This is a genomic window from Nonlabens xiamenensis (assembly GCF_003865345.1).
Classification (GTDB): domain Bacteria; phylum Bacteroidota; class Bacteroidia; order Flavobacteriales; family Flavobacteriaceae; genus Nonlabens; species Nonlabens xiamenensis.
In genome coordinates this window covers 14,974-29,008 of record NZ_RMVE01000007.1, presented here as the reverse complement: position 1 = coordinate 29,008, position 14,035 = coordinate 14,974, and the positions used below count along the sequence as shown (strand labels likewise).

Genomic DNA, 14,035 nt, shown 5'->3' with positions numbered 1-14,035 from the left:
CATTTATTGTGATCTATAACTTTTAAAAGTTAGTGCTCAAGTTTAAGGTAAATCCTGTGTTTTCTGGAACAAACCTACACACACCACCTACACATATTAGTCCGCCACGTTGTCTTCCATAGTTGACAGCGACACGGGTACGTCCTTTGGTATAACTTCCACCTACAGAGTAGTAATGAATATCGGTTTCATCATAGTTATACAGGTCGGCTACATATAAGGAGAGTGAGGTATTGAAAGCATATTCTAAGGTAGATGCAGCCCAATTTCCTCTATCGGCATCGGCCGACAAGTGTTGAACATCTAACCTAATGCTGCGACCTTGATCAAGATCGTAAAGGAAATCGGCGATAATAGCAGTACCATTCAATTCAAAAGAGGAACCTTCAATGATTACACCGTTGTAATAGGTTTGGGTACCAGTAAGTTTGGTAGAAAAGTGATCGTTGAATTTTTTATACACTTCCAGGCTGAATTCTTCAAAATAACGCTCGCCTCTTGAAAATAAAGAGGCCTCATAAGTATTATCCGTAAGGTCAAATTCGGCGTCAAGCCCAGACCAATTAGAATAATTAAAGGAAAAAGTGGTTCCTTTTTTACCACCAATCCAGGTGCCGGGTTGAGCAGTATATACCACATCTATTTGACCACCTATTTCACCTGCCTTATTTTCAATTGGAGAAAGTATGGCTTGTGGTGCATAAACATAAATATTGCTCACGGCATAACTGCTTTGTTTAGTATAACCTGGGATAAAATTGATGGTTTGTTGCAGGAAGGCATTGCCGGCTGCTTCACGGTCAGAAAAGAATCCCATGTTTTCCGAAGCTCTAAAAGTAGCATTGATTCCGAGTCCAGGAAGAGCGTATCCAGTATTGATCAATAGTGCCTGCCCATCGCTGTAGTTTCCATTGAGTACCGTGCCATTTAATACATAAGCATCAGGTTCTTTATAGACATATTCAATACCGACATTCAATCTGGAAAAGAACACATCAGACCTTAAGCTATAGGCATTTACTGTGGCAGGGAAATCGGGATCAGGGCTGGTCGATTCTTGAAAGCGTCCTACATAACTCGCGCCCATATTGATACTTGTTTCTAACTCGAGTAAACCTCCCAGGTCAAATTCTGTGTTAAGACCTTGAACGGTTCCTTCGGAAAGTTCAAAACCAGTTCGCTGATTACCTATAAAGCCAGTGGCTTCTAGATAATCGGTAAATTGATAATTCACCCTTATACCTCTTATAGAGTTGTCTACTCCTAAGGTGTGGTCTTCCCAAGATCTGTAAATTAAACCACTACCGAATTGATCGTAGAAATTCCCTGCAGTGATGTCCAGGTTTTTGTGTCTAAAATTGGCAAAGTAGGTGGCGATACCGTTATCATCATATCCTGGGAAATATCCCAACAATGGAGAGGGCTGATACATTTCATACTGAGCGCCTACAGTAAATTTCCCGTAGGAATAGTTGAGCTTAAAATAGTTGTTGGATCTCAACTGATCCTGGGGTGCTTGTACTCCTAGGCCTTCATCAGTCTGGTACCATTGTGTGTTTGATTCAAAACCACCTGAAAAGCTTCCGTCTTGGCCATAAAGGTTGAGGGTGAAGCAACAAATGATCACCATATAAATAAAATACTTCATGTGAAATTGGATAGTTAGGTTGAAAACAACTAATTAGTTCAAGTGTTTTTGAAACTCTTCAAAAAGTTCGTCTTCTGCACCAGGGGTAAAACTGGAATGTCTGTAAACGATCTTGTTGTTTTTCACAATCAAAGTAAGAGGAATCTGAGGGTTCCCTAAGGCTCGAATGATTTCATTACGAGTGTCGAGAAGGATTTCATAGGGCCAGGACCTTCCCAAAGATTCAGTTTTTACTCGCTGCTTGGTTCTAGCATCATCTGTTGCGATGGCTACCAGTTCAAAACCAAACTCATTTTGTTTTTCAGTGTAGTCTTCTTTGATGGCATCCAATTCTCGCATGCAAGGAGTACACCATGTGGCCCAAAAAGATAACACCACTGGCTTGTCTTTAGATAGTTCTTGGAGATTGATTTTTTTACCCTTAATGTTTTTTAGGCTGACTTCGGGGAGCTCAGTCTGGGCATGAACTTGACAGGCTGTTATCAAGAAAAGTAAGATTATTAAATTTTTCATAATAAAGGAATAGTTTTGAAGTGCAATGATAATTAATTTTCTGAACTATGTTTAATACTTGTAGTTGCAAATCAGATATTTATTCAAAAAAATAAATTTTAGTACTTGAATGTCAAAAAAATATATATCTTTACATTATCCATAATTAAATGTTAAAACCCTAAACTATGAAAATTACCAATTATTTCAAAATCCTCACTTTGTTTTTAGCCGTTAGTATTGCTTCCTGTTCCTCTGAAGGGACGGATGACGGAGATACGTCTTCAAATAATAATGAGCTTACCCTGGAAGTCAATAAGTCCCAGGTATTCGACAATACCTCTGTTGTAGTAACTGTATTTAGAGGAAGTACTGATGTAACTTCGCAAGCTGCAATCACTGTAGATGACGTCGCCTTAACAGGTAACATTGCCCGTCTAGTGGGTACAGGAACCAAAAGTATCATGGCGACTATTGATACGGAGACCTCCAATACCGTTACGGTAGAAGTAATCGAGCCATCCTATACTACAAAAATGTTGATTGAAGATTATACAGGAGCTTGGTGCGGCTGGTGTCCAAGAATGTCTCAGTCTATTGAAAACCTCAATGCGCAAGACAATGGAGATAAATACATTAGTATAGCTATACATAATGGAGACTCTATGACTTTTTCTGGAGAAGGGCAGATGCGTAATCAATTCGGTGTACGTGGATTTCCTACTGGAATTTTAAACAGAGGTGCAGATTGGAACGCACAGAGTGGTGATGCCATGAACCTATCTCAGCCAGCTGGTTATCTTCAAGAAGTTGTTCCTGTTGGTTTGGCCATCAACTCTTCAGTTTCAGGATCAACTGTTACCACAACAGTTAAGACTGGTTTTGATTTAGATCAGGAAAATCTGAAATTAGTCGTATATGTTTTGGAGAATAATCTTACTGAAAACCAAACCAATTACACGAATAACTACGGAGGTGCCTCCACCATAGTGAACTTTGAGCATGATCACGTGTTGAGAGCTAATCTTACTAACTTGTTTGGTGATGATATTCCTGCTGATCAACAAGCCGCAGGGAATGTATATGAAACTACTCTTTCTGCAAACGTTTCTAGTCTGAGAAATGCTAACAATGCAGAAATCGTTGCTTTTGTGGTCAATGATTCTGGAAGCGTTGTGAACGTGCAAAGAGCTGCCATCGGTGTGAACCAAGATTTTGATTAAGCTAGAGCAGCATTGATATAAAATCCGAATCTAAAAGATTCGGATTTTTTTTTGTCCATGTGCGAATTCATTAAGCAATGAAAATTAAAAAAGCTTCAATCATTTAGATTGAAGCTTTTTATTTTATATCCTCTGGACGAATCGGATTAACCCATAAAAGGGTAACGATAATCAGTAGGAGGGACAAATGTCTCCTTGATCATTCGTGGAGAAACCCAACGCAATAGGTTCAGTTTTGAGCCAGCCTTATCGTTGGTTCCAGAGGCTCTGGCACCACCAAATGGCTGTTGTCCCACTACTGCTCCGGTACACTTATCGTTGATATAGAAGTTTCCTGCGCAGTTTTGTAGGGCCATGGTTGCTTCTTCCACCGCATAACGATCCTGTCCTAGAATAGCTCCGGTCAATGCATACTCACTGGTGTTGTCTACCAATTCCAACATCTCGCTGTACTTGTCATCTTCGTAAACGTAAACGGTAATCACAGGACCAAACAACTCAGTTTCCATGGTCGTATAATGAGGATCTGTGGTAACAATAACGGTAGGGTCAACAAACCAACCTTTTGACTTGTCGTAATTTCCACCGATAATGACTTCGGTTGCCTTATCTTTTTTAGCTTGGTCGATGTATTTGGCCAATTTGTCAAATGAACCTTCATGGATCACGGCGGTGATGAAGTTACTCATGTCTTCTGGCGAGCCCATTTTAAAACTTTCAACATCACGGCGAATCAATTCTTCAATCTCTGGCCATAGGCTTTTGGGAATATAAGCCCTGGAAGCGGCGCTACATTTCTGTCCCTGAAATTCAAATGCACCACGCACTATGGCCGTTGCCACTTGCGCTGGAACAGCTGTGTTGTGAGCGACGATGAAATCCTTACCTCCAGTTTCCCCAACGATGCGTGGGTAGGTTTTATAGGTGTTGATGTTTTCACCGATCTTGCTCCAAAGCCCTTTAAATACAGTGGTAGATCCAGTGAAGTGTACCCCAGCAAAATCAGGATGGGTCATTACTTCATCTGTCATCATTACCGGGTCAGCGTTTACCATGTTGATTACTCCCGGTGGCACACCTGCTTCCTCAAAGACTTCGGCGATGACCTGCGCACTTAACATCTGGTGATCGCTGGGCTTCCAAACACACACGTTCCCCATTAAGGCTGCACTGGCAGGAAGATTTCCTGCAATGGCTGTAAAGTTGAAAGGTGAAATACAATACACAAAACCTTCTAAAGGTCGATATTCCAATCGGTTCCAGGCATCTGAGGTTGACTCAGGTTGCTCTGCATAGATCTCTGTCATGTACTCGACATTGAATCTTAAGAAATCAACCAATTCACAAGCACTGTCAATTTCGGCCTGAAAGATTGTTTTAGACTGATTGATCATCGTCGCAGCGTTGATGCGGTTGCGATAGGGTCCAGCCACTAACTCGGCTGCTTTTAAAAATATTCCAGCACGTTGTTCCCAACGCATTTGGGACCATTTTTTACGTGCTTCCAATGCGCTGGCAATGGCTTTTTGTACCTCTTTTTTTCCGGCGCGGTGGTAAGTTCCCACTACTTTCTGATGATCATGAGGTGGTCTGATTTCCTGGGTGTCTCCCGTGGTGACCGCCTTTCCGTTGATATATAAAGGAACCTCGGTATGGGTGTTCCATAATTTACGATAGGCCGAAAGTACGGCTTCACGTTCTGGTGTTCCTGGTGCATATGACTTGATGGGCTCGTTGACTGCAACGGGCACATTGAAAAATCCTTTTGCCATGTGAAATTTTTTTGATTTGCCGGTGAAAATACAAATTTCCCCTCGGAAGGACTAGCGGATAAGGCTAAAGAAATCCAAAGATAAATTCGAATCTGAGCTTGGTAAGTGCTGGCGTCAATAGTATGGGAAGTTGTCCGCTTTCGCGAAAGCGATATCAATTCAGAGCAAAGGGAGCACTGAGTTTGAACGCTGGAATTACTACACCAAACTGATTGGTGGTGGTAAAATTGACCATGCTATAGAAGCCGCTCATGTTCCCAAATGGCGAACTCAACAGGCAGCCACTTTGATAGGTATGTGAATCTCCAGGCTTTAGGACAGGTTTTTTTCCAATTACACCCTCGCCATCCACATGCTCTGTGCGGCTCAAACTGTCCTTGATCTTCCAATGACGGGACTTGAGCTGTACGCTGTCTTTACTTTGATTCTCAATGGTGATGATATACGAAAAGGCAAAGTGCATCTTATAATTCTTATAAAATGTACCTTCAAAACTCGTGCGAACCGAGATCTTTATACCTCTTGTTACCTGTTGTATCATATTCTAGTGGAGAACAATACCTATCAAAAGTAATAAACTTAAGCCTATCATTAGTCCTATGGCAAAGATAAAACTTACCATTAAAAATTTTATAAAGGTTTTAAAACGCCGTTGGCCGTAAAAATTGCGCATGGCTTTATACATATAAAAGGGCCCGATGAACCAAAAGAAGAATTCGGTGAGATCGACATAGCCCCATGAGAGCCATTGGACCAACAATAAAATGATGCAGCTCAAAAAAACAAAGGTGAATACGTTGAATGCAAAGATGAGGTGCTCCATATAATTGAAGGATCGTCGCGCATACAATAGCCAAAAAACCAAGGTTAAAAATGGGGTGAATAGAAACAGAAAAATTGGTAATTTGGGAACGATAATCGCGGATAGTACTGAGGGGTCCTTGGTAATCGTATCAGCTAACACAGCTTTGTCGTACATAGATCGATTGTATCCTGTATTGCGGTGCTCCATTTTTTCCAACGCGGTGGAGGGGTCTGCAATTTTAGTGCGATAATGGAAATCCTGGTATTCATCTATCTGCGTAAAAAAACGTTTCACTGAGCCCAGGGAGTCCAATTCTAGCTGAGAGATTATCGAGTTTTCTCCATTGACTACCGTATCCTTTTTCTCAACAGGCTTAGATTTTGTTTCCTTTTCCAGTTTTTTTTGTTCATCACGTATTTTCTTGGCCACGTATTTCCCCACAACAGGCTTTTTCTCAATTTTGGCCAGGTCTTCTTCAGTCAAGTCCTTCAGGTCTTTTTCTTCATCTGGCTGGATCTTGATTATCCCGTTGCCCAACTCGATCTCGTTGTCAGCCTGTTCGTTGTCAGCCAGTTCCTTGTCGACCATTTTTTCCACTGCCTTTTGGATCTGATCGTCGGTAAACTCATCGAGTAATTCCTGACCTTGAACCATTAGAAAAAAAACAATACACACGCTCAGGAAAAATCGGAAGGGATTGGCATAACTCAATCTCTTGCCTTTGATGAACTGTTTACTCACATAACCTGGTTTGAACAATAGATGCTTGATGGTAAGCCAAATTCTGCTATCGTAAGAAAATACATTGGAGAAAAATTCGCTAAAGAAGTCCTTGAGCGCGAGTTTTTTGGTCGAATTAAGTTGGCCGCATTGGTGACAATATTTGTCGAGCTCATCCAAAGGAACACCACAATTCAGGCATTCTTCTCCACGATATTTAATAAGCGATCGGGTGGTTGGTTTCATGTAAGGACGGTAAATTGCGGTTAAATATAATTATTGTATAGAAAATAGGAATTATAGGTTTAATAACATGTAGTTTACATAGATTTTACAATTTTCACAATGATTTGTTAATGGATGCTTATCATTCTCTCAACTCGTCTTTTTGTTTTTATTATGTGATATCTTTGCAAGGATATAAACAATTAACAATCTATATGAACTGGAATAAATTATTGTTTTTTTGGGGTAAAGCTATGATTATTTTCAGCCTTTTGATCTCGATTGTTGCGACAATTCTTTCAGGGATCACTTTCTCGAATAATATTCATACATTACATTCTCCTTCTGGATGGAAGTATTATTTTTCCCTTGTTGGTTTTCTTATTTTTTTGATGTTTTTCGTTCTTTCTCTTGCTACTTTGCTAGCTCTTCCCTCTTTGAAGAAAATTGCTAGAAAGCGTTTAATAATAAGCAGTACTGACTAGGATAGTGGTAACTGAGATGCGATCCTTATAGGATTTTAAACTCAAGAATAGTTAGCTTAATTCCCTCAAATATTTTAAACAGGTGCGATTTGTAAAAATCGCGTCTGTTTTTAAATAAAATTACTATGGATAAGTTAGCTTGTATTTCACCGTTAATCAGTCCTGTAGTTTATTGTCAAGAAGTCATGGTTCTAGATATTTCTTCAAAAGATATTATTCCTTTTGTAAACGTTACTTCAGAAAAAAACGCTACGTATAGTAATCCAAAAAGGGTCAGTTGATTTATCAATTTTTGCCGATACATCAAAATTGAGTATTACCTCAATAGGTTTTACGAACTTACAACTATTTAAATCGGAAGCTAAAGACGCGATTTTTTTAACACCAATATTGAAATTCTAGAAAGCGTTTTTTTAGCAGATTCAAAAGCAAACCTATTCAAACAGAAAAATAAAGAAATCGAGAAAATTAGGTAATCAAGTCATTTCTTATAATATCACTTCTTTATTACGACCAATATTTGAGTCACTAAATAAGCGTTTGGTTTCTATTGAATTAGAATTTGAAAGACATAGAGGGATGCGAAGGGATGCTCGAAATGAGCTTAAAAATCATAAATTCATGGTAAGGCTTAATGTTTTTAAGTCTATTGAAACAACGAAAGACAGTCTATTATTCTCAACTGAGCCATAGGATATACTTGCCGGTAGAAGCGATGAAGCCAATTTTGATATTTCAAGTCGCGAAATTCTCCTGGAAAAAGATGGTATTTATATCCAGCTGGAACATTTAGGAGCATTAGATAGACAAGGTGAATTTAGCAAATGTGAGGATCAATTTATGTCGCGAGCCGATATCTCTGATAATGAATCAGAAGAATACACTATTGTTTCTTACCAAATGTCTCCAAGAGGAAAAACAAATTCTGTAGTACCATTAAATTATCAAGATGTATTCGGTAAAAATGAAGTCATTAAAAATTACTTCATAAACTATAGAATTACTTGTCGCTAGACTAATTGGTAATATTCCTTGAATTAGCTTCTCCAATACCGATCAACTGATCGTACCTGCCGCCTAACTCGCGATAGTAAGCGAGGACGCTGTACTGATTTTCTGTTTGCCATTTGTTGCCACTGATCAATCCAGGAGCAACTTGACCGTTCTCATACACTACGGTGTATCTGTAATTGTAAAAACCTTGTTTCAGCAATATAGTGGCCTCATATCGCCCAGATTTAGGGTTGAAAATAGCCTCGTTTTCTGGCTGCAACTGGAAAGCATTGTAATTACCCATCACAAAAATGCGAGCATCAGGGGCTAATTCTAATCCATTGGGATCCAGCGCAAAGTGGATGTTCACGTATTCTGCTTGTACGGCATTGTCCTCGTTATCAAGGGTGGTAACCAGAAAATTCCCGTTGATATCCGGATTAAACGTGTACTCGTCCAGTATGCGAGGACCATCCGCAAACAGAAACGCATTGTAGAGTTCTTCTTTGGTGACATAATCAATATTGACATTGGGCGATCTAAAATCCCTGTTTTCGAAGTTCAAATATTCATTGCCAGCCCAAAATGAAGTTTCTTCATCATAGCGGTACACTTGCTTGTTGCCTAGATTGAATTGGGGTTTGATGCCGGATATAGCGGTCGTCAGATCGCAATTTTGGATCAATACTGTTTTTAACTGTTGATCTGGGTTAAGAAAATTGATTTCTCGACTATCGACAAAAAACTGAACCCGCTGTTGCGTATTAACATATTCTAGATCTCTAGCCCGTTTGATTTCTACACCCACACTACTTTTTTCATCCAACACCATAAATTTCCTAGAAAAAACGAGCTCCCGATCCGTATTGTAGATATGAATCATATAATTACCAGAGACTTTGAAGCCTTGGGTAAATTGATTGGGGATGCGCAGCTCGTAATGCGAATAAGGCTGAACAGTCGTAAAGGAGTTGCGATAATTGAAAATGCGCATATCATCGATACCTTCCAGAAATTCATTCTTAAAAAGTCGGCTGGGTTTCCAGTCGTAATCGTAATGCTCAAACTGGTAATAGTAGTCGGCTTCATCAGCGATCACATCGTCAAAACTCAGGGCAAAAACCTCTCCCATTTCAAAGATTGGCAACATGTTTTCTGGCGGTTTATTAAAAGTGACCGTTTTGATATAATCTGGGTCATTGACCAGTTCATCCATGGTTTGGGACATGCCAGACATTAAAGCCATGCCAATTGTAAGTATTGATAGCAGTTGCGACTTCATATACAAATTTGCTTGAGGGTAAATATAGCTTAAAAAGCTTGTTTGGTGTTTGCTTTCGCGAAAGCGGTGCCAAAATCAGCTTCAGCATCTATTTAGAATATTTCTAAATAAAAATCACCCATGTTATTACGTGCTTTATTGCGTAAATTTGCGGACTTTTAAAAAGGACTAAATCCAACATCCTATGTCAAAGGACATTAGAGTAAGAAAAGGGCTGGACCTTAAGCTCAAAGGTGAGGCTGACAAGCAGCTTGTACAAGCACCGCAGTCTGCCATCTATGCCGTGAAGCCAACTGATTTTCACGCTGTCGTTCCCAAATTATTATACAAAGAAGGCGCTACCGTAAAAGCCGGTGAGCCTCTCTTTTATTCCAAATACGACGAAAAGGTCAAATTTGCCGCTCCGGTAAGTGGAACTTTGGTGGAGATCGTAAGAGGTGCCAAAAGAAAAATCCTAGAGGTACACATCAAGCCAGATGGAACCAATGAGGCGGTCAATCACGGTAAATTGGATCCTGCTACAGCTGGTGCGGATCAAATACGTGAGACATTGTTGGAAAGCGGTTGCTGGCCATTTATCATTCAGCGTCCGTATAGCATTGTAGCCAACTCTGAAGATACACCAAAATCTATCTTTGTTTCTGCTTACACGACTGCGCCATTGGCTGGAGATGCAGAATTTATCATTTCTGATAGAATGGAAGCTTTCCAGGCGGGAATTACTGCCTTAAGCAAGTTGACTTCTGGTGCCGTTCATCTGGGTGTGAAAAAAGATTCTGCACTTACATCAGTAAAGGATGCTGTTATACATAAGGTCAAAGGACCACATCCTGCCGGAAACGTGGGGGTGCAAATTCACAAGATCGATCCGATCAATATGGGTGAGCGTGTTTGGACTGTAGGTGCCGAAGACGTGGTGACGATTGGAAATCTATTTCTAACAGGAACCTATCAACCAGAAAGAACTGTTGCGCTGGCGGGTACTGATGTGGCTGAGGCTGACCGGAAGTATTACAGATTTATCGCTGGTGCCAATGTCAATACCATCGTTAAAAATGTCAATACCCAGAAGACGAGAATCATTTCTGGAGATGTCCTTACTGGTGACAAATTGAGCAATGACCAGTATTTAAATTTTTACCACAACACCTTAACCCTCATACCAGAAGGAAATGAATACGCTTTATTGGGTTGGTTGCCTTTTACAAGGAACAGTGTACCTTCTAATGCGGGTACTTCGTTGGCTAAACTTTTCGGCGGTAAGAAAAAAGTCGATACCAACCTCAATGGAGAGGAACGTGCATTGGTAGTGACTGGTGAGATGGAAGAAGTGATGCCGATGAATATCTATCCGCTACAGCTGATCAAAGCCTGTATGTCGGGAGATATCGAAAAGATGGAAAACCTGGGCATCTATGAGGTTGCTCCAGAAGATTTTGCACTTATTGATTTTACAAATACATCCAAACTTGAGGCACAGGAAACCATTCGTCTGGGGTTGGATCTAATGATAACAGAAGTAGGATAGACTATGAAATGGGTTAGAAACAAATTAGACCAAGCGCGAAAGCCATTTGAACCTGGACAAAAACTTGAAAAATTTGCTCCAGCGATCAACGCTTTTGACACTTTTTTATTCACTCCTAACCACACGACAAAAAAAGGGGCTCACATCCGTGATGTGGTAGACTTGAAGCGTACCATGATTACAGTGGTATTTGCTTTGATTCCAGCTTTGCTTTTTGGGATGTGGAACACGGGTGCCCAGTATCTTTATCAGGAGCGACAGTTGGGAAGTGTACTTGATGTGCCTTTCTGGGACGCTTTCCTGGAAGGAGCGATACTGGTAACTCCACTTATTTTGGTGAGTTACATTGTAGGACTGACCATTGAATTCATCTTTGCAATTTATCGCGGACACGAGGTCAATGAGGGATACTTGGTTACGGGTCTTTTGATTCCGATGATTTTTCCAGTTGATATCCCACTTTGGATGCTGGCACTATCTGTAGCTTTTGCCGTATTGATCGGTAAGGAAGCCTTTGGTGGTACTGGAATGAATATTTTAAACCCAGCTTTAACCGCTCGTGCCTTTGCCTTTTTTGCTTACCCACTATATATGTCAGGTAACGCAATTTGGGTGCATGAAGGTTCTACCGATGCCGTTTCTGGAGAAACTATTCTGGGAGCTTTGGCAGGTGGTACTTATGACGGTGAAATAATGGGCGCCGCTGCAGAATCTGTGGCGTTTACTGGTGTGCCTGTACAAGAATCCTCGGTAATGACCAATATCTCTTTTAACGACATGTTCATGGGTTATATTCCGGGATCCGTTGCTGAAACTTCTGCTTTGATGGTGCTCATTGGTGCCATCATCCTCGTCGCTACCAAAGTCGGTAGCTGGAGAATTATCTTGGGCGGATTGATCGGTGGAGCAGCCATGGGAGCTATCTTTAACTTCTTTGGTGATTTAGGTAGTGATTTTATTATGCAATTGGTCGACAGTGACCGAATCACTATGGATCAGGTATATAATGATGCATCAGCGGTAGATGCACTTAATTTAAGTGGTTGGGACGCAACGCTAATGGAATTAGGAACCAACCAGTTGATCAATTTCCCATTCTGGCAACATCTGGTGGTAGGTAGTATATTGTTTGGTATCGTATTTATGGCGACTGACCCAGTGAGTGCTGCACAAACTTTTAAAGGAAAGTGGATCTACGGAATCCTGATCGGTTTCTTTGGAATCATGATACGTATCTTCAATCCAGCTTATCCGGAAGGAATCATGTTGGCGATATTGTTGATGAATGTTTTTGCGCCGACCATCGATCATTATGTGATCCAGGCCAACGTGAGTAAACGTAAGAAACGTGCCAAAAAAGCACAGGTTAAACTTCAAACTGCTTAGTAATGGATAGGAATTCAAATAGCTATACTTTTTTGTTTGCCGTAATTCTTGTTGCGGTAGTAGCCAGTGCACTTGCTTTTGCGGCGACGCAACTGCAACCCGCTCAGGCCAAAAACGTCAAGGAAGAAAAAATGCAAAACATCCTCGGTACGGTAGGGATTTCTACCTCCAGAGATAGCGCACAAGTACTTTTTGATAAACACATCACCCAGCGTATTGCCTTGGGTGCTGACGGTAAAGAAAAGCCAGAGGTCAATGCCTTTGAAGTCGATCTTAAAAAAGAACTCAAAAAGCCAGTAGAGGAGCAATCTTTTCCTTTATATGTGGCTGATGTGGAAGGGGTCAAATATTATGTGGTTCCGCTAAGAGGGAAGGGGCTTTGGGATGCCATCTGGGGTTATGTAGCTCTAAAGGATGATGTGAACACCATCAAAGGAGCCGTATTTGACCACAAGGGAGAAACTCCTGGTTTGGGGGCAGAGATCACCCAAGAATGGTTCAGAAAGAGATTTGAAGACGAGAAGATCCTGGATGAATCAGGTAATTTTATCGGTGTGTCCGTTGCCAAAGGTTACCAAGGGGGCGATAACAAAGATGATAATGCCGTGGATGCTATTTCTGGAGCGACCATTACTGGTGATGGCGTGACCGACATGATCTCCGAAAGACTCAAAAATTACCTGCCTTATTTCAAAGAAAACACTAACGTAAAAGTGGCTGCTAACCTATAAGGAGATGCCGCTTTCGCGAAAGCGATAAAAAACTAGTCGAATGGCTGAAGAAAAAGATTTAAAGAAAAAAGAAGAACTCATCCTGTTCCTGTCCGATACGGATGAAAGGGAAGGGCTTTTGGGGAAGAAAAACAGAAAACTTTTATCTGATCCCCTTACCGACAACAACCCGATTACGGTTCAGGTATTGGGGATTTGTAGTGCCTTGGCGATTACAGTTCAATTGAAGCCAGCGATAGTGATGTCACTGGCGGTTATGGCCGTAATGGCATTCAGTAACATGATCGTTAGTGCTCTCCGTAATTTGATTCCGTCTCGTATACGTATCATCGTTCAATTGGTGGTTGTTGCAGCTTTGGTGATCTTGGTAGACCAGGTGTTAAGGGCTTATGCCTATGACGTTTCCAAACAATTGTCAGTATTTGTTGGGTTGATTATTACCAACTGTATCGTGATGGGACGTTTGGAGGCTTTTGCGTTGGGGAATGGCGTATATAAATCATTTTTGGACGGTATTGGTAATGCCGCTGGTTATGCTTTTATCCTGATTTTGGTAGCCTTTTTTAGAGAACTATTAGGAGCTGGTAAACTTTTTGGAAGCGAAGTGATTCCTGAATCCTTTTATGACTTTGGTTATGCCAATAATGGATTGATGTTGCTTTCACCAATGGCTTTGATTACTGTAGGTATCATCATCTGGGTACAACGCAGTCGTAACAGAACCCTCATCGAACAAAACTAAACT

The 14,035-nt window shown here is 40.8% G+C and carries 12 protein-coding genes; 6 read left to right on the top strand and 6 right to left on the bottom strand.

Annotation, left to right across the window (positions count from 1 at the left end; all coding sequences use genetic code 11):
- Positions 1–22: 22 nt before the first annotated feature.
- Together EGM47_RS15540 and EGM47_RS15535 are read right to left on the bottom strand one after the other, a co-directional pair.
- Entirely contained in the window at positions 23–1,648 is a 1,626-nt protein-coding gene (locus tag EGM47_RS15540; protein ID WP_124981758.1) for a DUF6029 family protein, read from the bottom strand.
- Between the two features lie 33 nt (positions 1,649–1,681).
- Positions 1,682–2,161 (bottom strand): TlpA family protein disulfide reductase, encoded by a 480-nt coding sequence (locus tag EGM47_RS15535; RefSeq protein WP_124981757.1) that lies wholly within the window; start codon positions 2,159–2,161, stop codon positions 1,682–1,684.
- Positions 2,162–2,328: 167 nt separating this feature from the next.
- Here EGM47_RS15535 and EGM47_RS15530 point away from each other — a divergent pair, with 167 nt between their 5' ends.
- A complete protein-coding gene (locus EGM47_RS15530; protein ID WP_124981756.1) occupies positions 2,329–3,363 on the top strand; it encodes an Omp28-related outer membrane protein in 1,035 nt (344 codons plus the stop codon).
- 146 nt (positions 3,364–3,509) lie between these two features.
- Here EGM47_RS15530 and pruA read toward each other — a convergent pair whose 3' ends face one another.
- The 3 genes from pruA to EGM47_RS15515 all read right to left on the bottom strand — a co-directional run bounded on the left by pruA (position 3,510) and on the right by EGM47_RS15515 (position 6,906).
- On the bottom strand, positions 3,510–5,135 hold the full coding sequence (gene pruA, locus EGM47_RS15525; RefSeq protein ID WP_124981755.1) for an L-glutamate gamma-semialdehyde dehydrogenase: 1,626 nt from the start codon (positions 5,133–5,135) through the stop codon (positions 3,510–3,512).
- 154 nt (positions 5,136–5,289) lie between these two features.
- Positions 5,290–5,676: a Co2+/Mg2+ efflux protein ApaG gene (apaG, locus tag EGM47_RS15520; protein ID WP_124981754.1), complete on the bottom strand. Its 387-nt coding sequence runs from the start codon at positions 5,674–5,676 to the stop codon at positions 5,290–5,292.
- A 3-nt stretch (positions 5,677–5,679) separates the two neighbouring features.
- Positions 5,680–6,906, bottom strand: a complete 1,227-nt coding sequence (locus EGM47_RS15515) for a DUF3667 domain-containing protein (protein WP_124981753.1) — start codon at positions 6,904–6,906, stop codon at positions 5,680–5,682.
- A 194-nt stretch (positions 6,907–7,100) separates the two neighbouring features.
- Between EGM47_RS15515 and EGM47_RS15510 the strand changes: the two genes are divergently transcribed.
- The gene (locus EGM47_RS15510) at positions 7,101–7,370 is read left to right on the top strand and encodes a hypothetical protein (protein ID WP_124981752.1); all 270 of its coding nucleotides are present in this window, start codon (positions 7,101–7,103) and stop codon (positions 7,368–7,370) included.
- Positions 7,371–8,385: 1,015 nt separating this feature from the next.
- Here EGM47_RS15510 and EGM47_RS15505 read toward each other — a convergent pair.
- Complete coding sequence (locus EGM47_RS15505; RefSeq protein ID WP_240642495.1) at positions 8,386–9,609, bottom strand: type IX secretion system plug protein; 1,224 nt, start codon at positions 9,607–9,609, stop codon at positions 8,386–8,388.
- Between the two features lie 220 nt (positions 9,610–9,829).
- Between EGM47_RS15505 and EGM47_RS15500 the strand changes: the two genes are divergently transcribed.
- Genes EGM47_RS15500 through EGM47_RS15485 form a run of 4 tightly spaced genes read left to right on the top strand, consistent with a single transcriptional unit; the run spans position 9,830 to position 14,032 of the window.
- On the top strand, positions 9,830–11,173 hold the full coding sequence (locus EGM47_RS15500) for a Na(+)-translocating NADH-quinone reductase subunit A (RefSeq protein ID WP_124981751.1): 1,344 nt from the start codon (positions 9,830–9,832) through the stop codon (positions 11,171–11,173).
- A gap of 3 nt (positions 11,174–11,176) precedes the next feature.
- Positions 11,177–12,559 carry an NADH:ubiquinone reductase (Na(+)-transporting) subunit B gene (gene nqrB / locus EGM47_RS15495; RefSeq protein WP_124981750.1) on the top strand — a complete coding sequence of 461 codons (1,383 nt, stop codon included), beginning with the start codon at positions 11,177–11,179 and terminating at the stop codon, positions 12,557–12,559.
- Between the two features lie 2 nt (positions 12,560–12,561).
- Positions 12,562–13,290 (top strand): Na(+)-translocating NADH-quinone reductase subunit C, encoded by a 729-nt coding sequence (locus EGM47_RS15490; protein ID WP_124981749.1) that lies wholly within the window; start codon positions 12,562–12,564, stop codon positions 13,288–13,290.
- 40 nt (positions 13,291–13,330) lie between these two features.
- Positions 13,331–14,032 carry an NADH:ubiquinone reductase (Na(+)-transporting) subunit D gene (locus tag EGM47_RS15485; protein WP_124981748.1) on the top strand — a complete coding sequence of 234 codons (702 nt, stop codon included), beginning with the start codon at positions 13,331–13,333 and terminating at the stop codon, positions 14,030–14,032.
- The last annotated feature ends 3 nt before the right edge of the window (positions 14,033–14,035 follow it).